Raw genomic sequence first — 18,028 nt, forward strand, 5'->3', positions numbered from 1 at the left:
CCAGCGCCTTCCGCGCGATCTCCCCTCAAAAAAAACAGGCGCCCGAAGGCGCCTGTTTTTGCATGCCTTAACGGCAAGCGGTCATTACATGGCGTGGCCCATGTTGACGTTCATGTTGTACAGCACCCAGGCCGAACCACCGACGATGATGAAGATGATCAGCACGGTGAAGACAAACGTGGCCAGGTTGTCGCGGGACGATTTCGATGCGCCCATGTGCAGGAAGTACACCAGCTGAACCAGCAGCTGGAGAATGCACAGCGCCACCACGCCGATGATCGTGGCGGTGTGGGACAGCGCGCCGTGCATCACCAGGCCGAACGAGCCGAAGGTGAGCAGCAGCGAGAGCACGAAACCGATGATGTAGGACTTCAGGCTGCCGTGATCGGCGGCGTGATCGTCGTGGCCGTGTGCGGCCGCAGCGGAGTGCGACATCAGAGGGCTCCCAGAAGGTAGACAAAGGTGAAGACGCAGATCCAGACGATGTCCAGGAAGTGCCAGAACAGGCTCAGGCACGCCAGACGACGCTTGTTGATCGAGTCCAGGCCATGACGGCGGATCATGTCGAGCATGACGATGATCCAGATCAGGCCAAAGGTCACGTGCAGGCCGTGCGTACCGATCAGCGTGAAGAACGCGGACAGGTAGGCGCTGCGGCCCGGACCGGCGCCGATGCTGATCAGGTGATGGAATTCATAGATTTCCATCGCGATGAAGCCCGCGCCGAACAGGAACGTGACCATCAACCAGCCCATGGCACGGCTCTTGTTGTTGGCGTGCACGTTCAGGTTGGCCATGCCGAAGGTGAAGCTGGACACCAGGAGCAACAGCGTTTCGACCAGGACGAAGTTCAGGTCGAACAGTTCCTTGCCGGACGGACCGCCCGCGGTGGCGTTGGACAACACCGCGAACGTGGCAAACAGCACCGAAAAGATCAGCAAGTCGCTCATCAGATAGACCCAGAAACCGAAAACGGTCTTGGATCCATCGTCGTGATGCGCGTGATCGTCGTGACCCGCGTGGGGGTGAGTGGCTACGGCTTGAATCATGGCTCAGGCGGCCTTCTGCATTTTGTCAAAGTGAGCGTTTTCGATGCGTTCGACTTCCGCGGCCGGGACCCAGTAGTCGACGTCGCGGTCATAGGCGCGAACGATGAACGAACCGATCATGCCCACGAAACCGACGATCGACAGCCACCAGATGTGCCAGATCAGCGCAAAGCACATGACCAGGCCAAAGGCGCCGATCCAGACACCAGCGGCGGTGTTCTTCGGCATGTGGATGTCTTCGTACTTGGCCGGGCGCTTGTACGCCTTGCCGCTCTGCTTGTCTTCCCAGAACTGGTCCAGTTCATCAACGTGAGGAACGTGGGCGAAGTTGTAGAAAGGCGCGGGCGACGAGATCGACCATTCCAGCGTGCGGCCATCCCACGGATCGCCGGTGACGTCCTGGTTCTGCTTGCGCTGACGCACCGAGACGAACACTTGCTGCAGCAGGAAGAAGATGCCCAGCATGATCAGCGCGGCGCCAGCCAGCGCGACCAGCAGGTACGGCTGCCATTCGGGGTTGTCGTAGTGGTTCAGGCGACGCGTCATGCCCTTGAAGCCCAGGACGTACAGGGGCATGAAGGCCAGGAAGAAGCCGACGAACCAGCAGTAGAACGAGTAGCGGCCCAGACGCTCGTTCAGCGTGAAGCCGAACGCCTTCGGGAACCAGTAGACCATGCCGGCGATGCAGCCGAACACCACGCCACCGATGATGGTGTTGTGGAAGTGCGCGATCAGGAACAGGCTGTTGTGCAGGATGAACGACACGCCGGGGATGGCCAGCATCACGCCGGTCATGCCGCCGATGACGAACACGATCATGAAGCCCAGCGTCCACAGCACCGGCGTCGTGATGCGCAGGCGGCCGCGGTAGATGGTGAACAGCCAGTTGAAGATCTTGGCCCCGGTCGGGATCGAGATGATCATTGTCGCTATGCCGAAGAAGGCATTGACGTTGGCCCCCGCACCCATGGTGAAGAAGTGGTGCAGCCAGACCAGGAACGACAGCACGCCGATGGCGGCCGTGGCGTAAACCATGGACTTGTAGCCGAACAGGGTCTTGCGGGCGAACGTGGCAACGATTTCCGAGTACACGCCGAAGGCCGGCAGCACCAGGATGTAGACCTCGGGGTGGCCCCAGATCCAGATCAGGTTCACGTACATCATGACGTTGCCGCCACCGTCGTTCGTGAAGAAGTGCGTGCCCAGGTAGCGGTCCATCGTCAGCAGCGCCAGGGTCGCGGCCAGCACGGGGAAGGCGGCGACGATCAGGACGTTGGTGACCAGCGAGGTCCACGTGAAGATCGGCATCTTCATCAGGGTCATGCCGGGCGCACGCATGCGCAGGATGGTGACGATGAAGTTGATGCCGCTAAGTGTTGTCCCCAGCCCTGATATCTGCAGTGCCCAGAGGTAGTAATCCACCCCCACACTTGGACTGTAGTCCAGCCCGGACAACGGCGGATACGCGAGCCAGCCGGTCGCGGCGAATTCGCCCACGAACAGCGACAGCATCATCAGCACGACGCCGGCGGCGAACAGCCAGAAGCTCAGCGAGTTCAGGAACGGGTACGCCACGTCGCGGGCGCCGATCTGCAGCGGCACGACGATGTTCATCAGCCCGGTGATGAAGGGCATCGCCATGAAGAAAATCATGATGACGCCGTGGGCGGTGAAGATCTGGTCGTAGTGGTGCGGCGGCAGGAAGCCGGCCGAGTCCGCGGACGCGACGGCAAGCTGCGTGCGCATCATGATGGCGTCGGCAAAGCCGCGCAACAGCATGATCAGCGCAACGATGATGTACATCACGCCGATGCGCTTGTGGTCGACGGTGGTGAGCCACTCCGTCCAGAGGTACTTCCACTTCTTGAAGTAGGTGATGGCGCCGAAGACCGCTAGGCCTCCCAGGCACACGGCGGCCAGCGTAACCATGACGATGGGGTCATGGTACGGAATGGCCTCGAGGGTAAGTTTCCCGAGCATTGTTAGTTGATTCCTGCGATCAGATTATTCGACGTGGAGGTGCACGTGGCGGAGTCCACGCCGGCCATCTTGGTCATCGTGCTGCCCAGAATGAAATCAAACATGGCGGGCGGCGCCGACGAATACTTCACGACCGGGTTGCGCTCGCTGCGCTTGGTCAGTTCCGCATAGACCTCGGGGGTCAGCGCGGTGGGAGCAGCCTTCGCTTCCTTGATCCAGTTGTCGAACCCTTCCTGCGACATGGCGTGCGCCTTGAAGCGCATGCCCGAGAAACCGCCGCCGCTGTAGTTGGCCGAAATGCCGGCGTAGGTGCCGATTTCGCGCGCGTTCAGGTGCAGCTTGGTCTCCATGCCCGCCATCGAATAGATCTGGCTGCCGAGCTGGGGAATGAAGAACGAGTTCATGACCGAAGCCGACGTGATCCGGAAGTTGACCGGAACGTCCACGGGGAACGCGATCTCGTTGACCGTGGCGATGTCGTACTCGGGGTAGATGAAGAGCCACTTCCAATCCAGTGAAACCACCTCGATGGTCACCGGCTTGTGTTCGGACACGAGCGGCTTGTAGGGATCCAGCGCGTGCGTGGAGCGCCAGGTGATCACGGCAAGAATCGCCACGATGATACAAGGGACGGTCCAGACGACGGCTTCGATTGCCGTGGAGTGGGCCCACTTGGGCTGGTAGTCAGCTTTGGTGTTGGAAGCGCGGTACTTCCAGGCAAACGCCACGATCATGATGAGGACCGGGATCACGACGATGAGCATGAGCCCGGTCGCCGTCAGCAGCAACGTCTTTTCCTGGATGCCGATATCTCCCTTGGGGGAGAGGATTTCCATGTTGCAGCCGCCAAGCAGCATGACCGCGCCGACGCCAAATATGCGCGTAAGGGTCGCAAGGAGGGGGTGTTTCACGTACAGCCTTGGATGGAAGGTGGGAAATGCTGCAAAGCAGCAGACTGGAATGCTGCTAGGCAGCAACGTCCATCCTATCGGTTTGATCTGGGTCAAGCCTGCGACGAAAGGTCGCATTGCCTGGGAGAAATCCGGCCCAATGGCGGCGGATTCAGGGTTTTCCTAGGGGAGCAGAAGCCCCGAGGGGAGGGAGGGGGTGCGACGATATGTCGCAGGTGCACATGGGGGTGTTGTAAAGATGTGTCGCCCCGCACAACTCATTCCGGAAGCACCTCGCGTTCCGGCCCCGGTTTTTTCGCCAGCTTGCGTTGCAGCGAGCGCCGGTGCATGCCCAGGAGGCGCGCCGCGGCGGAAACATTGCCGCCGGTCTCGTGCAGAGCCTGGTGAATGTGCTCCCATTCTAGGCGGTGCAACGGCGTCATGGTCGTTTCGATCGTAACTGTTTCTGGCTTCACCAGACCCAGCGTGCGCAGGATCATGGGCGCCGTGGCCGGCTTGGGCAGATAGTCGTCGGCGCCGCGCTTGATGGCTTCCACGGCGGTGGCCACGCTGGCGTAGCCGGTGACCAGCAGGATGCGCATGTCTTCGCGCAGCGCGCGCAGCGGGCGGATCAGGGTCAGGCCGGAGTCTTCGCCCAGGCGCAGGTCGACCAGGGCAAAGGCTGGACGGATTTCCTCGGCCACGCGCAGGGCCTCGGCGATGCCGGTGGCGGTTCGGGTTTCCAGGCCGCGGCGCGACAGGCTGCGCTGCAGGGTGCGCACGTAGAGTTCGTCGTCGTCGATCAGCAGGCCAAGATCGTTTGCATTCATCACATTCAGGTCCCGGGGTTGCCGAGAGGCAAATAAAAGCGGATGCGGGTGCCGCCGCCTTCGGCCGCGGTCATGGTCATTTCGCCGCCCATCTGTTCCACGGTGGCGTGCGACAGGGCCAGGCCCACGCCCAGTCCTCCCGGCTTGCCGCTGTTGAACAGGCTGGTCGCCGGGAGCACGGCATGATCGGGATCGAAACCCCGGCCGTAGTCCCGGACTTCGCCGCGCAGGGCGCCGTAACCGTATTCCAGATGCAGGTCCACGCGGGGCGCGTCGGCGGATTCCCCCGCGTCCGCGGCGTTGTTCAACAACGCCTGCAGCAGGTGGGCGATGGCGGGATCGACGCGCAGGCTGGTGGGCAGCGTGCCCGAGCGTTGCAGGTCGATGGTCGGCCGGATCAGACGCCACTGCCCCACGACGCGAACCAGATCCACGGCGGTTGGGACCGCCAGATTGCGGATGCGTTCCCGGCACAGGGCCAGAAGCTGGCTCAGGGTGGTGACGTCTTCCCGCAGGTCTTCGTCGTCCTGGACCTCGGCGGCGATCTCGTCGGTCAGGAGCGTCATCGTGGCGAGCGGCGTGTTCAGCTCGTGCGCCATCGCGGCGGCGTGGGTGGCCAGGGCGACGATGCCTTCGTTGCGCGTGAAGCGTTCTCGCAGGCGGGCCAGTTCGCGCTCGCGGGCGCGCATGTCGGCGGCCAGGCGGGTCGAGAACACCAGCACCACCACGACCGAAATCAGGAAATTGGCGCCCAGCCCCCACAACAGCAGGGTGTGGGGGTCGACGTCGCCGCGCAGGGGCTGGCCGAAGATGGCCGCGGCGCCGTAGCCCAGCACGCCAGCCAGCGCCGCGGCCAGCGCCCAATTGCGAGGCAGCGCCAGCGCGGCCAGGGCGGTCAGGATCAGGAACATCGTGCCGAACGGGTTGCTGATGCCGCCGCTCCAGCCCACCATCCAGGCCAGCACCGCCATGTCGATGAACAGGTGGCCGAAGGCGGTGGCGTGGGAGAGGTCGCGCGGATGGCGCAGGCGCAGGCTGGCGTAGACGTTGAAGCCGATCAGCATGCCCACGCCCAGCCACAGCGGTTCCAGCGGCAGATCCAGGCCCAGCACGCTGCTGGCGACGAGGACGGTGGCGGCCTGGCCCGCGATGGCGAGCCAGCGCAGGCTGCAGAGGGTACGCAGGAAGGAAAAGGCGGAACTACCGGGCATATCCAGATACAGAGGGCCGGCCAGCCTGCCGGCAGTTACGGGCGCCCGGCTGCGCGGAACGCTGGCATCCGGAGCGCGGCGGCGGTGGCCGGCTGCTGCCCGGGCCGGAAGGCGCGGGATTCGGACGTGCAGGCATTGTATGGTGAATCGGAGGGCGGCGCTGTCGTGGCGGCTGGGCGATGTGTCCCTGATATGTAGCCGCTGATAGGGGAACACGCGAGCATGGAGCGCCGGCGATAGGCATTCAAATGGCGAGATCGCGGTGCGACCCCGCCACGCGGCAGGCGCGCGATGAGCGCCTGCCGCCCGTCATCAGTGGCCGTGACCGGCCGCTGGCGCGGCGGTCGCATTCAGCGGCCGGGCCACTGCGTCGATCGGCACGCGCCGTTGCTGACGGGCCGCGTCTTCCACGATCAGCGTCAGCGCGACGTGATCGCCCGGCACGATCTGCTTGGCCAGGTCGATGAGCATGACGTGGTAGCCGCCGGGTTTCAGGTCCACCGCCTGGCCGGCGGGCAGGTCGATGCCGGCGACCTGGCGCATCTTCATGACGTTGTCCTGCATCGCCATCTCGTGCACTTCCACGTGCTTGGCCGCCTGCGATTCCACGCCGACCAGCCGGCCGGCTTCCTTGGACGTCAGTTGCATGAACACGCCGGTCGCGTGCTGGTTGGGCACGGTCGCGCGCACCCAGGCGTCCTGCACGGACAGGCCGGCGTCCTGCGCCAGCGCAACATGGCTGAATCCGGCCAGGGCCAACGCGAAGACGGCGGCCAGCGGTTTGATCGAAAGCTTCTTCATGAGGGGTTCCTTTATTGGGTCAGAGCACGGTGCGCAGGTCTTGCGCGCATTCCTGCGCGCTCTGCTGATGGCGCAGCGCCACGCGCAGCTTGCCTTCGGCGTCGATGAGGTACGTCAGCGCGGTGTGGTCCATGGTGTAGGACGAGCCGGTCGGGACCTTCTGGTAGAACACCTTGAAGGCCTGGGCGGCGGCGCGGGTCTGTTCCGCCGTGCCGCGCAGACCGACGAAGCCGGGATCGAAGGCCTGGGTGTAGGCGCGCAGGATCTCAGGCGTGTCGCGCTCGGGATCCACGGTAATGAAGAGAACGCGCAGCTTGTCGGCATCCTTGCCCAGCAGCGTCTTGATCTCGACGGCGCGGGTCAGCGCCGTCGGGCAGATGTCCGGGCATTGGGTGAAGCCGAAGAACAACATGACCGGATGCCCGCGGTAGTCGGCCAGGGTGCGGGTTTTGCCATCGGTGTCCTGCAATTGGAAATCGCCGGTGGTCATGCCGGACAGGTCCATGCCGTGCAGCGGCGGGGCGTCGGGACCGCAGCCCGCCAGCGGCAGCAGCGCCAGTGTCGACAGCAGCAGACGGCGACGCGGGTCGGGCGCGCCCGGCGTGGGGGCGGCGCGCGTCACGCCGGCGGGCGTGCGCGAAAAAAGGGAATTCATTGAAACCTCTGGATTGACGAGTCGGCCACGCGGTCTGGCCGCGCGGCAAGTGCCGTCCGCAGCGCCTTACTAATTAGTAAGGGGCGTGGACGATCCTGGACGAAGTCATGCCAGCGGCGGCGGCGCGCGCGAACCCAGCGGCGGACCGTGGGCGGGCTGCGCGGGCAGGGCGCGATGCGCAGGAGGGAAGACAGGGTGTCCGGCGGCCTTCAGCAGCAGCGGCGTCATGGCCGGCGCCGTGGCGGGCGTGACGTGGACAAGCAGGCCGAAGGGACATTGCGCGCCGGTGTTGGCGTTGTCGTGCGGGGCCTTGCCGCCGTCATCGGCCGGCAGCGCCACGCTGAATGACGACACGTTGCCCGCCGCCGAGCAGAATGTGACCTCGAGCCGCCCGTCGTGCAGCGCCCGGGCGTCCGGCATGTAGCCAGCGGGAACCAGCGCCCGCAGCGCCAATGCCAGGATCGCCAGCCAAAGCACGGCGTCGGCGCGCAGGGCGCGCAGCATGCACAGGAGGCGGGTCGACGAAGGCATGCAGGCATTCTATGCCAAGCGTTCCCGATTTCTTGGTACCCTTGAACGCACTTCTTTCCGACACGCGACCCCGTGCCCCAGGTTTCAGAGCTTTCCTTGTCCGTTTCGACTTTGTCCGCCGCCAGTTTGTCCAATGCCGACCCGTCCGCCGGGCCGGGACGCGCGGGCTCATATTCCCGTCTATGGCTGGGCGCGCTGATGGCGGCGCTGCTGGTATTGCTGACCGCCTGCGGCACGACCAAGGTCCAGCCGGGCTATTACCGGGTCCAGTCGGGCGACACGCTGTACCAGATTGCGCGCAAGGAAGGCACGACCGTCAGCAACCTGGTCCGGTGGAACAAGCTGTCGAACTCCAATTCGATCGAAGTCGGCCAGGTCCTGCGGGTCGAGCCGCCCGCCGGCCAGGCGCGCACCTCGCCGCCCAGCAAGGCCAGCACCAAACCCAAACCCGCGCCGCGCGCCACCGCGTCATCCGGCAAGCGGCGCACGGCGCCGCCGGGCGCGATCTCGCTGGTCTGGCCCGCGCAGGGCAAGGTCACGCGCGGCTACGACGGTTCCCATTCAAACGGCATCGTCATCAGCAATTCCGCCGGCACGCCCGTCGTGTCCGCCGCGCCTGGCACGGTGGCTTACTCGGGCAGCGGCTTGCGCGGCTACGGGCATCTGGTCATCGTCAAGCACAACGCCAGCTTCCTCAGCATCTACGCGCACAACAGCAAGCTGCTGGTCAAGGAAGGGCAACGCGTGTCGCAGGGCCAGAAGATCGCCGAGATGGGCAACAGCGACAGCAAGCAGGTCGGGTTGTATTTCGAACTGCGCTACGACGGTCAGGCGGTCGACCCGGCGGGCTCCCTACCGCCGAAGTAGTAGACGGCGGCTTTGCGCCAAGTAAAACAGTCTCCAGCTTGCGGCAGGTGTCTGACACCATGGTGAGACGATCGCCAACACGCCGCAGCGTCCCGGAGGGTGTCAGACACCGAGTTCTTTCATCGGGTGTCAGACACCCGGATCTACGGCGCTTCCTGCGTCAACGTCGATACAAACGCCGCCGTGCGTGAATCACTCGGATTCGTGAACACCGACCGCGAATCCCCGGCCTCCACCACCACGCCATCCAGCAGAAACACCACTTCCCGCGACACGCTGGCCGCCAGCCGCAGATCATGCGTGGCCATCAGCATCGTCATGCCTTCCGCGGCCAACTGACGCAACACGTCCACCACTTCCGCCGCCAATCCCGGATCGAGCGCCGAGGTCGGCTCGTCGCACAGCAGAACCCGCGGCGCCGGCGCCAGCGCGCGGGCGATCGCCACGCGCTGCTGCTGGCCGCCCGATAGATTCGCCGGCCAGGCTTCCGCCTTCTCCAGCATCCCCACCTTGCGCAGCAATTCCTCCGCCCGCGCGCGTGCACGGTCGGCGGGCCACTTCTGCACCGTCACCAACCCTTCCATCACATTGCCGATCACGGTCTGATGCGGAAAGAGCTGAAAGTTCTGGAACACCATGCCGGTCTGCTTGCGCACCGCCTGGACCTGTTCGCGCGCCAGCTTGTGGCCGGGTTCAAAGTCGACCGTTTCCGGACCGATCTCCAGCCGCCCGCGATCCGGCACTTCCAGCAGGTTCACGCAGCGCAGCAGCGTGCTCTTGCCGCTGCCCGACGGGCCGATCAATGCCGTGACGCTGCCTTCGTCGATCTGGACATCCACCTGCTTGAGCACGGGATTGCCGCCGAAGGACTTTTCGATTTTTTCAAGGCGGATCATCGGGTCTTCTCGCTAAACATCGCATGCTGGCCGAAGCGCCGTTCCAGCCGCACTTGCGCGGCGGACAGGACGGAACTGAACGCCAGGTAGATCAGCGCCGCTTCCGTATAGAGAATCAGCGGCTCATACGTGACGGCCGCGATGCGCTGCGCGGCCTGGAAGATTTCCGGCACCGTCAGCACCGCCGCGAGCGACGTGTCCTTGACCAGCGCGATGAACGAATTGGACAGCGGCGGCACGGCCACGCGGGCCGCCTGCGGCAGGATCGTGCGGCGCAAGGCCTGGCCGCGCGTCATGCTGAGCGAATAGGCTGCTTCCCACTGACCCTTGGTAATCGATTCGATCGCGCCGCGGATCACTTCGGAGTTGTACGCGCCGACGTTCAGCGTGAAGCCGATCAGCGCGGCGGGCAACGGGTCCAGCACGATGCCCACGCTGGGCAGGCCATAAAAGATCACGAACAGCTGCACCAGCAGCGGCGTGCCGCGGATGAGCCAGACGTAGAAGCGCACCACCGCCACCAGCGGCGCGGGCCCGAACAGCCGGATCAGCGCCACCACGAACGCCAGCGCCAGCCCCAGCGCAAACGACATCAACGTCAGCGGAACCGTGAAGACCAGCCCCGCGTGCAGCAGCGGCCAGAACGAGTCCGCCATCAGCTGCACCCAGGCCGGCACCGACCATTCGCCAATTTTTGCCAGCAGCCAGTCGGGCAGGACGGCGTGCAGCCAGGGGGGCAGCGTCATGGGCGCTCCAGTGGTTTATTGCGCGGACAGGTCCGTGCCGAAGTACTTGACCGAGATGGTCTTGTACGTGCCGTCAGCCTTGATGTCGGCCAGCGCCTTGTTGATGGCGGCCTGCAGCTCAGGGTTGTTCTTGCGGATCAGGACGCCCGAATTGCTGAACTCCGCCGTCTTGTCGGTGGCCGCAATCTTCACGCGGGCGTTGGGCTTCTGCTTCTTGAAGTCCAGGAACGACAGGTTGTCATTGACGGTGGCTTCGACGCGGCCCGAGGTCAGGAGGTCGATGGCTTCATTGAAGCCCTGCACGGCGACCACTTCCGCGCCGTGGTTTTGCGCCAGCTTGCCGAAGTTGCTGGTCAGCGTGTTGGCGGACTTCTTGCCCTTCAGGTCTGCAAAGGATTTGATGCTGGTGTTGTCGTCGCGCACGATCAGCACGGCGGCGGACGAGATGTAGGGATCGGAGAAGTCGTACTTGGCGCGGCGCGCATCCGTGATGCCCACCTGGTTGATGACGGCGTCGTAGCGCTTGGCGTCCAGCCCGGCGATCAGGCCGTCCCACTTGCCTTCGACGAATTGCGCCTTCACGCCCAGGCGCTCGGCGATGGCGCGGCCAATGTCCACGTCAAAGCCGGTAAGCTTGCCCGATGCATCGTGGAAGGTGAAAGGCGCGTAGGTGCCTTCGGTGCCGATCTTGAAGACGCCCGCGGATTTGATCTGGTCCAGTTCGGACTGAGCATGGGCGGCGGACAGGGCGGCGACCTGCACGAGGCCGGCGATGAACAGCGTACGGAAGAGTTTCATGGCAATGCTCCACGGATGATCACTGTGGAGAGCATGTGGGCCTGCAATGCCCTCCGGCGTAGCGGCACTCTAACAACCGGCCTATTTTTCCACAAAGCATATGGAATAGTAAAAATATAGCTACAAGTCATGTAGCTTTACCGAACGCCCGGGGCACGAAAGCCCGGGGCACGAAAGCCCGGGGCACGAAAGCCCGGGGCAGTCGGTCCGGGATCCTTCTGGCTTTACGTTGACGGAGACGGGTGTGGAACAGCAATGGAACAGGCGTGCGTTCATGGTGGCGGCAGCGGGCGCTGCCGCGGCGGGGGCAATGCCCACGCAGGCCGCTGGCGGCGCGGCGTCCATGCCGGGCGGCGGCAGCATCACCGATGTGGCGGGCTTGCGGGTGGGGCATTACACCGAGACGCGCCGGCCCACCGGTTGCACGGTCATCATTGCCGAGGCCGGCGCGACCGGTGGCGTGGACGTGCGCGGCGCGGCGCCGGGCACGCGCGAGACCGACCTGCTCAACCCGATCAACATGGTCGACAAGGTGCACGCCGTGGTGTTGACGGGCGGCAGCGCGTTCGGCCTGGACGCGGCGTCGGGCGTGATGCGCTATCTGGAAGAAAAGAAGATCGGCTTTGACGTAGGCGTGGCATTTGTGCCCATCGTGCCAAGCGCGGTGTTGTTCGACCTGGGCGTGGGCGACGCGTCGGTGCGGCCCGATGCCGCCGCCGGTTACCAGGCCTGCCGGTCGGCTACCGCCGACGCGCCGCAGGAAGGCAACGTGGGCGCGGGGGCGGGGGCGACGGTGGGCAAGCTGTATGGCCCCAAGCGCGCCATGAAGGGCGGCATCGGCAGCGCGTCGCTGACGGTGGCGGGCGTGACGGTGGGCGCCATCGTTGCGGTCAATGCCGTGGGCGATGTGCTGGACCCGGCCACCGGGCGCATCCTGGCCGGCGCGCGCACCGAAGACGGCAAGATGTTGTTCGACACGCGCGCAGCCATCCTGGCGGGCGACCTGCCCAAGTCGATGCGCGCGGGCGCGGCCACCACCATCGGCGCCGTGGCCACCGATGCGCGGATCACCAAGGCCGAAGCCCAGAAGATCGCCGGCATGGCGCACGACGGCCTGGCGCGCACGATCAACCCCATCCACACCATGCTCGACGGCGACACGATCTTCGCGCTGGGCACGGGCGCGTCGGGCAAATCCGCCAACGTGATGCTGCTGGGTGTCATGGCCGCCGAGGTCATGGCGATCGCGGTGCAGCGCGCGATCCTGTCCGCGCGCGCCATTGACGGCTATCCGGCCGCGGTGGATTTCGTGGGGTGATGTCGCTGACCCGCGCCTGTCACACAAGCCCGCCATGATGACAGGCGCCGGCACGACGCCGGGGCGGGGGCGCACATGCAGGAAGGCGAACGACTCAATGGCGTGACGCATCTGGCCGGGCTGGCGCTGGCGGTGCTGGCTTCCGGCGCCTTGATCACCCGCGCGGCCGAGCTGCGCGTGGACACGCGGCAGATCGTCAGTTGCGCGGTGTTCGCGGCGTCGATGATCGCGGTGTATGCGTCGTCTTCGCTGTTCCACTGCACGCAAGGGCGCCGCAAGGCGATGTGGGCGAAGGCGGACCACTGCGCGATCTATCTGCTGATAGCCGGTACGTACACGCCGCTGGCGTACGGCCCCGTGGATCATCGGTGGGGCGCCGCGATGGGGGTGGCGATCTGGCTGCTGGCCTTGGTGGGCATCAGCCGCGAACTCTGGTGGGCGCGCAACGCGCCGCCGGCCTTGCCGCTCTATTTGCTGATGGGATGGCTGGGTGTGGCCTTTGCCGCACCGATCGCGGGCGCGCTATCGACGGCGGGGCTGACGTGGCTGTTGGCGGGCGCCGCCATCTACACGATCGGGACGCTGTTCTATGCCAACGACAAACGCTGGCGCCATGCGCACGGCATCTGGCATCTGTTCGTCATGGGCGGCACGGCCTGCCATTTCGTGACGGTCTTCGGCTTTCTGGAGCACGCGCCAAGCTAGCGCGCCTTGCTTCACGCCGACGGCGAGGTCGACTCAACGCCAGGCCGCCAGCGGCAGCATGCCTTCTCGGTCCTTCACTTTGCGCATGACGATATGCGAACAGAGATCGCGCACACCCGGGATCTTGCTGAGCTTGTCCTCGACAAAATTCGAAAATGCCGACAGGTTGCGCGTACGCACGGTGAGGATGTAGTTGGACGCGCCAGTGACGATGGCCGCCTCGGTGATCTCGTCGTGCAGCGCGATGCCCGCCAGAAACTCTTCGTGCCATCCCGCGCGCGACTGGTCCAGCGACACATGCACGATGGCCTCCAGCTCGAAGCCCAGCTTCTCGGCGTCCAGCAGCGCACGGTAGCCGCGGATGAGCCCGGCTTCTTCCAGCGCGCGCACACGGCGCAGGCAGGCCGAGGGCGACAGCGCCACCTGTTCCGCCAGGTCCTGATTGCTGAGGTGGCCGTCTTCCTGCAGGCGGGCCAGAATGCGCTGGTCTATGACGTCAATCTGCATGGCGCAATCCAGTTCGAAAAAATGATGATGAAGGCAATTTAATGCGGAAAACGCGGGTAAGTCACGACTGGATTTGCAATTTTTCGGACTGACTGCGCTGATAGCATGTATCCGGAAATTTGCTGAAGGAATGGAACATGAACACTCGTGAAGCCTGCGTCAACGCCGACCGCCAGGATCCCCTGGCCCACGTGAAAGAACAATTCGACCTGCCGCCCGGCGTGCTCTACCTGGACGGCAATTCGCTGGGCGTGCTGCCCAAGACCGCCGCGGCCCGCGCCGCGCAGGTCATTACCGAAGAATGGGGCACGGGCCTGATCCGCAGCTGGAACACCGCGGGCTGGTTCGATCTGCCTGCGCGCCTGGGCGACAAGCTGGGCCGCCTGCTGGGCGCGCGCGAGGGCGAGCTGGTCGTCACCGACACCACGTCGCTCAACATCTTCAAGGCGCTGGCCGCCGCGCTGCGCATCCAGCAGCACAAGCACCCCGCGCGCCGCGTCATCCTGTCCGAGCGCGACAACTTCCCCACCGACCTCTACATGATCCAGGGCATGATCGACCTGCTGCAGCAGGGCTACGAAATGCGCCTGATCGACGACGACCTGCCGCTGGACAAGGCGCTGGACGACTCCGTTGCCGTCATGCTGCTGTCCCACGTCAATTACCGCAGCGGCCAGATGCACGACATGGCCGCCGTCACGGCGCAGGCGCACGAACACGGCGCGCTGGCCATCTGGGATCTGGCGCACGCCGCGGGCGCGGTGCCCGTCGACCTGAATGGCGCCAATGCCGACTTCGCCGTGGGCTGCACCTACAAGTATCTGAACGGCGGCCCCGGTTCGCCCGCGTTCATCTGGGTCGCCCCGCGTCACACCAAGGATTTCTGGCAGCCGCTGTCCGGCTGGTGGGGCCACAGCCGCCCGTTCGACATGGCCGTGGCCTACGAGCCCGCGGGCGGCATCCGCCGCTACCTGTGCGGCACGCAGCCCATCGTGTCGCTGTCGATGGTCGAATGCGGCCTCGATGTCGCGCATGCCGCCGGCATGGACGAAGTGCGCAAGAAGTCGCTGGCGCTGAGCGACCTGTTCATCCAGTTGGTGGAATCGCGTTGCGGCGGGCATCCGCTGACGCTGGTGACGCCGCGCACGCACGCCGACCGCGGCAGCCACGTCAGCTTCCGCCATCCCAACGGCTTCGAGGTCATGCAGACCCTGATCGCGCGCGGCGTGATCGGTGATTACCGTGAACCCGAGGTCCTGCGTTTCGGCCTGACGCCGCTGTATTTCGGCTACGCCGACGTCTGGGACGCGGTCGACATCCTGAAGGACGTGCTGGATACCCGCGCGTGGGACAAGCCCGAGTTCAAGCAGCGTTCCGCCGTGACCTGATTCCGGGCTCAACCCCTCATCGCGCCGGCCCCGCACGGGGCCGTACATCACACAAAAATGCGCAGTACAGGAGGAGACAATGCAACAACAGAAAGGGTTCGGCCAGATTGCCGAACGCGAACAGGGGCTCAAGCGCCGGCTGACGTCCGGCCAGATGAGCATGATCGCCATCGGCGGGGCCATCGGCACGGGCCTGTTCCTGGGCAGTAAATTCGCCATCGGCTTTGCCGGGCCCAGCGTGCTCATCAGCTATGCCATCGGCGGCGTGATCACGCTGCTGCTCATGGCCTGCCTGGCCGAAATGACGGTCGCGCATTCCACGTCCGGCTCGTTCGGCGCCTATGCCGAACACTACATCGGCCCGCTCGCGGGCTTTCTGGTGCGCTATGCGTACTGGTCCTGCGTGGTGCTGGCCGTGGGCACGGAAGTCACGGCGGTGGCCAAGTACATGGCCTTCTGGTTTCCCGGCGTGCCCGGATGGTTATGGGTGTGCATTTTTTCCGCGGCGCTCATCCTCATCAATGCCCTGAGCGTCAAGGCCTTCGGCACGATCGAATACTGGTTCTCGACCATCAAGATCAGCGCCATCATCGGCTTCATCATCCTGGGCGCCTACGTGGTCTGGGGCAATCCGCAGTACGGCACGGCGAACTACACCGCGCATGGCGGGTTCTTTCCGAACGGCGTGTGGGGCATGTGGATCGCGGTCGTGATCTCGATCTTCAGTTACCTGAGCGTCGAGATGATCGCCGTGGCCGCCGGTGAAGCCGAGGATCCGGAACGCGCGGTCAAGCAGGCGTTTCGCGCCACCATTGTCCGGCTTGTCGTGTTCTACCTGCTGACGCTGGCGCTGATCCTGGCCATCGTGCCGTGGGATGATGCCGGCAAGGGCGGCAGCCCCTTCGTGCAGGTGATGGAGGTGCTTGATATTCCGGGCGCGGCGGGTGTCATCAACTTCATTGTGCTGGTGGCCGCGCTGTCGGCCATGAACAGCCAGCTCTACATCACCACGCGCATGATGTTCAGCCTGTCGCGCGCGGGCCATGCGCCGTCGGCGTTGGGCCGGCTGTCCAGCAACGGCACGCCGCTGAACGCGCTGTTGCTGTCGACCAGCGGCATCGCCATCGCCACGGTGCTGAACGTGCTGTACCCCGAGACGGCCTTCACGCTGATGATGGCCATCTCGATGTTCGGCGCGCTCTTTACCTGGATGATGATCTTCGTCACGCACTATTTCTTTCGCCGCCGCTGGGTGCGCGAAGGCGGCGCAAAGCTGTCGTTCCGCATGCCGGGCTTTCCGGTGCTGACGCTGTTGGGCGCGGGGGCGATGCTGGCGATTCTGGTGACCACGTACTTCACCAGCGTCTTCAAGCTGACGCTGGTGTTTGGCGTGCCGTTCCTGGTGCTGCTCGCCGCGGCGTACTACCTGCTGTTCAAGAAGCGCGGCGAAGCGGTCGCCATGAATAGGCGGCAGCGTGCGTGATGGGTCGTCAACGGCCGCGCTTTTTGGCGCGGCCGTTTGTCATCAGACTGCCGCGACGGCGCGCTCGGTGCGGGGCGCGGCTGGGGCCGGCGCGGGGGCCGGGGCGAACACGCGCAGTCGGTGGCCGTCGGGGTCGAGCGCCACAAAGGTGCGGCCGAAATCCATGTCGGTGGGCGCCTGCAGGATGGGCAGGCCGCGCAGGCTCCAGTCCACATGGCGCTGGTTGACCGCATCGGCATCGGCCACGGTGAACGCCAGTTCGGACGCTCCGCCGCGTCCGGCGGCTGCCGGCGCCACCGTGTAGCGCGACCACAAGCCCAGCATCAGCCCCGAGTCCAGCGCAAACAGCGCAAACGTGGGCGACGATTCGATGGGCGGGCGCTGCAGCAGCGCGCTGTAGAACGCGGCGCTGGCCTGCGGCTTTTCCACATACAGGATGACGAAATTGGTGTCTGACATGATGCGCTCCGGGGGTTGGATGCGCTCATGATAGGCAGGGGTGCTGTCAGTTTTTGGCAGTAGTGAACGTCAGTCCTTGCGCGCCTCGTGGTCCAGCGCGCGCCACGCCTTGAGCAGGATGTGCCGCCGTTTGGGATACCTGGCGCCGATAGCCAGCGTGGCGATGCGGTCGGTGCGGAAATGGCGGAAGTCACCGCGCAATTCGCACCAGGCCATCACCAGCCGCACGCTGTCGAAAAAGCCCAGCGCGAACGGCCAGATGACGCGGGTGGAATCGGAGCCCTTGTCATCGCGATAGGTGATTTCCAGCTTCTGTTCGCCGCGGATGGCCTGGCGGATCAGCGCCACGTCGACGCGGTCCGTGACGGCCACGGCGCTGGGGGCAACCAGCAGCGGAATGGCGTCAAGCTCGTCGCGCAGTTCCTGCGGCAGCACCGCACCGATCTTGGCCAGCGCATTGCGCGCGGCCAGCCCCAGGCGTTCGTCCGAGCGGCGGGCCACCCAGCGCGTGCCCAGCACCAGCGCCTCGATTTCTTCGGTGCTGAACATCAGCGGCGGCAGCATGAAGCCGGGCCGCAGCACATAGCCCACGCCCGGTTCTCCCTCGATTTCCGCGCCCTGGCATTGCAGCGTGGCGATGTCGCGATACAGCGTGCGCAGGCTGATGCCCATCTCGGCCGCAAGCCGATGGCCGCTGACGGGCAGGCGGTGGCGGCGCAGGGTCTGGAGCAGCTCCAGGAGGCGTTCGGTGCGGGACATGGGGGCGGGGGAAGGGCAGACGGCGCAATACTGCCATGGATTGGCAGCAGGCGTTGCGATTTTCGGGTGGTTAACGGCGCCTTGGAACCAGCCTTCAATCGGGGCTCAACCCAGCCTTCAATCCAGCCTTCAATCCAGCCTTCGACCCAGCCCTC

General features: G+C 65.2%; 20 protein-coding genes. 5 read left to right on the top strand and 15 right to left on the bottom strand.

Annotated features, from left to right (window positions below; all coding sequences use genetic code 11):
• Positions 1-84: 84 nt before the first annotated feature.
• The 9 genes from cyoD to B2W22_RS10785 form a co-directional block, all read right to left on the bottom strand.
• Positions 85-435, bottom strand: a complete 351-nt coding sequence (gene cyoD / locus B2W22_RS10745; protein ID WP_175124443.1) for a cytochrome o ubiquinol oxidase subunit IV — start codon at positions 433-435, stop codon at positions 85-87.
• Positions 435-1,049, bottom strand: a complete 615-nt coding sequence (cyoC, locus tag B2W22_RS10750; protein WP_056326361.1) for a cytochrome o ubiquinol oxidase subunit III — start codon at positions 1,047-1,049, stop codon at positions 435-437. Before cyoC ends, cyoD begins: the two co-directional genes overlap by 1 nt.
• 3 nt (positions 1,050-1,052) lie before the next feature.
• Complete coding sequence (gene cyoB / locus B2W22_RS10755; protein ID WP_175124444.1) at positions 1,053-3,029, bottom strand: cytochrome o ubiquinol oxidase subunit I; 1,977 nt, start codon at positions 3,027-3,029, stop codon at positions 1,053-1,055.
• A gap of 2 nt (positions 3,030-3,031) precedes the next feature.
• On the bottom strand, positions 3,032-3,940 hold the full coding sequence (gene cyoA / locus B2W22_RS10760) for a ubiquinol oxidase subunit II (RefSeq protein WP_175124445.1): 909 nt from the start codon (positions 3,938-3,940) through the stop codon (positions 3,032-3,034).
• A 257-nt stretch (positions 3,941-4,197) separates the two neighbouring features.
• Positions 4,198-4,749, bottom strand: coding sequence for a response regulator transcription factor (locus B2W22_RS10765; protein WP_056558235.1), 552 nt, complete (start codon positions 4,747-4,749; stop codon positions 4,198-4,200).
• Positions 4,750-4,754: 5 nt separating this feature from the next.
• A complete protein-coding gene (locus B2W22_RS10770; RefSeq protein ID WP_175124446.1) occupies positions 4,755-5,960 on the bottom strand; it encodes an ATP-binding protein in 1,206 nt (401 codons plus the stop codon).
• Between the two features lie 312 nt (positions 5,961-6,272).
• Positions 6,273-6,761, bottom strand: coding sequence for a copper chaperone PCu(A)C (locus B2W22_RS10775; protein ID WP_175124447.1), 489 nt, complete (start codon positions 6,759-6,761; stop codon positions 6,273-6,275).
• Between the two features lie 19 nt (positions 6,762-6,780).
• A complete protein-coding gene (locus B2W22_RS10780) occupies positions 6,781-7,416 on the bottom strand; it encodes an SCO family protein (protein ID WP_175124448.1) in 636 nt (211 codons plus the stop codon).
• Between the two features lie 105 nt (positions 7,417-7,521).
• Complete coding sequence (locus B2W22_RS10785; RefSeq protein WP_286937599.1) at positions 7,522-7,947, bottom strand: DUF2946 family protein; 426 nt, start codon at positions 7,945-7,947, stop codon at positions 7,522-7,524.
• Positions 7,948-8,145: 198 nt separating this feature from the next.
• Between B2W22_RS10785 and B2W22_RS10790 the strand changes: the two genes are divergently transcribed.
• Positions 8,146-8,814, top strand: coding sequence for a peptidoglycan DD-metalloendopeptidase family protein (locus B2W22_RS10790; RefSeq protein ID WP_175124570.1), 669 nt, complete (start codon positions 8,146-8,148; stop codon positions 8,812-8,814).
• Between the two features lie 143 nt (positions 8,815-8,957).
• On the opposite strand, the gene B2W22_RS10795 is transcribed toward B2W22_RS10790, so the two are convergent.
• The 3 genes from B2W22_RS10795 to B2W22_RS10805 form a co-directional block, all read right to left on the bottom strand.
• Complete coding sequence (locus B2W22_RS10795; RefSeq protein ID WP_175124450.1) at positions 8,958-9,710, bottom strand: amino acid ABC transporter ATP-binding protein; 753 nt, start codon at positions 9,708-9,710, stop codon at positions 8,958-8,960.
• Positions 9,707-10,387, bottom strand: a complete 681-nt coding sequence (locus tag B2W22_RS10800; RefSeq protein WP_056327000.1) for an ABC transporter permease subunit — start codon at positions 10,385-10,387, stop codon at positions 9,707-9,709. The genes B2W22_RS10795 and B2W22_RS10800 overlap by 4 nt, the downstream gene beginning before the upstream one ends.
• Before the next feature lie 84 nt (positions 10,388-10,471).
• Positions 10,472-11,254: an amino acid ABC transporter substrate-binding protein gene (locus B2W22_RS10805; RefSeq protein ID WP_105240302.1), complete on the bottom strand. Its 783-nt coding sequence runs from the start codon at positions 11,252-11,254 to the stop codon at positions 10,472-10,474.
• Positions 11,255-11,528: 274 nt separating this feature from the next.
• Here B2W22_RS10805 and B2W22_RS10810 point away from each other — a divergent pair, with 274 nt between their 5' ends.
• Positions 11,529-12,572 (top strand): P1 family peptidase, encoded by a 1,044-nt coding sequence (locus B2W22_RS10810; RefSeq protein WP_175124571.1) that lies wholly within the window; start codon positions 11,529-11,531, stop codon positions 12,570-12,572.
• Positions 12,573-12,647: 75 nt separating this feature from the next.
• Positions 12,648-13,277, top strand: coding sequence for a PAQR family membrane homeostasis protein TrhA (gene trhA / locus B2W22_RS10815; RefSeq protein WP_175124451.1), 630 nt, complete (start codon positions 12,648-12,650; stop codon positions 13,275-13,277).
• Between the two features lie 33 nt (positions 13,278-13,310).
• Here trhA and B2W22_RS10820 read toward each other — a convergent pair whose 3' ends face one another.
• Complete coding sequence (locus tag B2W22_RS10820) at positions 13,311-13,784, bottom strand: Lrp/AsnC family transcriptional regulator (RefSeq protein WP_175124452.1); 474 nt, start codon at positions 13,782-13,784, stop codon at positions 13,311-13,313.
• 137 nt (positions 13,785-13,921) lie between these two features.
• Between B2W22_RS10820 and kynU the strand changes: the two genes are divergently transcribed.
• Both kynU and B2W22_RS10830 read left to right on the top strand, forming a co-directional pair.
• Entirely contained in the window at positions 13,922-15,172 is a 1,251-nt protein-coding gene (gene kynU / locus B2W22_RS10825; protein WP_286937604.1) for a kynureninase, read from the top strand.
• Positions 15,173-15,251: 79 nt separating this feature from the next.
• Positions 15,252-16,655: an amino acid permease gene (locus B2W22_RS10830; protein WP_286937606.1), complete on the top strand. Its 1,404-nt coding sequence runs from the start codon at positions 15,252-15,254 to the stop codon at positions 16,653-16,655.
• 42 nt (positions 16,656-16,697) lie between these two features.
• Here the strand turns inward: B2W22_RS10830 and B2W22_RS10835 are convergent, their stop codons facing one another.
• A complete protein-coding gene (locus B2W22_RS10835) occupies positions 16,698-17,114 on the bottom strand; it encodes a VOC family protein (protein WP_175124455.1) in 417 nt (138 codons plus the stop codon).
• A 69-nt stretch (positions 17,115-17,183) separates the two neighbouring features.
• Entirely contained in the window at positions 17,184-17,873 is a 690-nt protein-coding gene (locus B2W22_RS10840; RefSeq protein WP_175124456.1) for a helix-turn-helix transcriptional regulator, read from the bottom strand.
• Between the last annotated feature and the right edge of the window lie 155 nt (positions 17,874-18,028).

The sequence above is a fragment of the Achromobacter sp. UBA4530 genome (assembly GCF_002388205.1).
Lineage (GTDB): Bacteria > Pseudomonadota > Gammaproteobacteria > Burkholderiales > Burkholderiaceae_B > Achromobacter > Achromobacter animicus.

What these genes read in the sequence shown, in the direction of transcription:
- cyoD (WP_175124443.1), bottom strand. Translation starts at nt 435, where the DNA reads ATGTCGCACTCCGCTGCGGCCGCACACGGCCACGACGATCACGCCGCC.
- cyoC (WP_056326361.1), bottom strand. Translation starts at nt 1,049, where the DNA reads ATGATTCAAGCCGTAGCCACTCACCCCCACGCGGGTCACGACGATCAC.
- cyoB (WP_175124444.1), bottom strand. Translation starts at nt 3,029, where the DNA reads ATGCTCGGGAAACTTACCCTCGAGGCCATTCCGTACCATGACCCCATC.
- B2W22_RS10765 (WP_056558235.1), bottom strand. Translation starts at nt 4,749, where the DNA reads ATGAATGCAAACGATCTTGGCCTGCTGATCGACGACGACGAACTCTAC.
- B2W22_RS10770 (WP_175124446.1), bottom strand. Translation starts at nt 5,960, where the DNA reads ATGCCCGGTAGTTCCGCCTTTTCCTTCCTGCGTACCCTCTGCAGCCTG.
- B2W22_RS10775 (WP_175124447.1), bottom strand. Translation starts at nt 6,761, where the DNA reads ATGAAGAAGCTTTCGATCAAACCGCTGGCCGCCGTCTTCGCGTTGGCC.
- B2W22_RS10780 (WP_175124448.1), bottom strand. Translation starts at nt 7,416, where the DNA reads ATGAATTCCCTTTTTTCGCGCACGCCCGCCGGCGTGACGCGCGCCGCC.
- B2W22_RS10785 (WP_286937599.1), bottom strand. Translation starts at nt 7,947, where the DNA reads ATGCCTTCGTCGACCCGCCTCCTGTGCATGCTGCGCGCCCTGCGCGCC.
- B2W22_RS10790 (WP_175124570.1), top strand. Translation starts at nt 8,146, where the DNA reads ATGGCGGCGCTGCTGGTATTGCTGACCGCCTGCGGCACGACCAAGGTC.
- B2W22_RS10795 (WP_175124450.1), bottom strand. Translation starts at nt 9,710, where the DNA reads ATGATCCGCCTTGAAAAAATCGAAAAGTCCTTCGGCGGCAATCCCGTG.
- B2W22_RS10805 (WP_105240302.1), bottom strand. Translation starts at nt 11,254, where the DNA reads ATGAAACTCTTCCGTACGCTGTTCATCGCCGGCCTCGTGCAGGTCGCC.
- B2W22_RS10810 (WP_175124571.1), top strand. Translation starts at nt 11,529, where the DNA reads ATGGTGGCGGCAGCGGGCGCTGCCGCGGCGGGGGCAATGCCCACGCAG.
- trhA (WP_175124451.1), top strand. Translation starts at nt 12,648, where the DNA reads ATGCAGGAAGGCGAACGACTCAATGGCGTGACGCATCTGGCCGGGCTG.
- B2W22_RS10820 (WP_175124452.1), bottom strand. Translation starts at nt 13,784, where the DNA reads ATGCAGATTGACGTCATAGACCAGCGCATTCTGGCCCGCCTGCAGGAA.
- kynU (WP_286937604.1), top strand. Translation starts at nt 13,922, where the DNA reads ATGAACACTCGTGAAGCCTGCGTCAACGCCGACCGCCAGGATCCCCTG.
- B2W22_RS10830 (WP_286937606.1), top strand. Translation starts at nt 15,252, where the DNA reads ATGCAACAACAGAAAGGGTTCGGCCAGATTGCCGAACGCGAACAGGGG.
- B2W22_RS10835 (WP_175124455.1), bottom strand. Translation starts at nt 17,114, where the DNA reads ATGTCAGACACCAATTTCGTCATCCTGTATGTGGAAAAGCCGCAGGCC.
- B2W22_RS10840 (WP_175124456.1), bottom strand. Translation starts at nt 17,873, where the DNA reads ATGTCCCGCACCGAACGCCTCCTGGAGCTGCTCCAGACCCTGCGCCGC.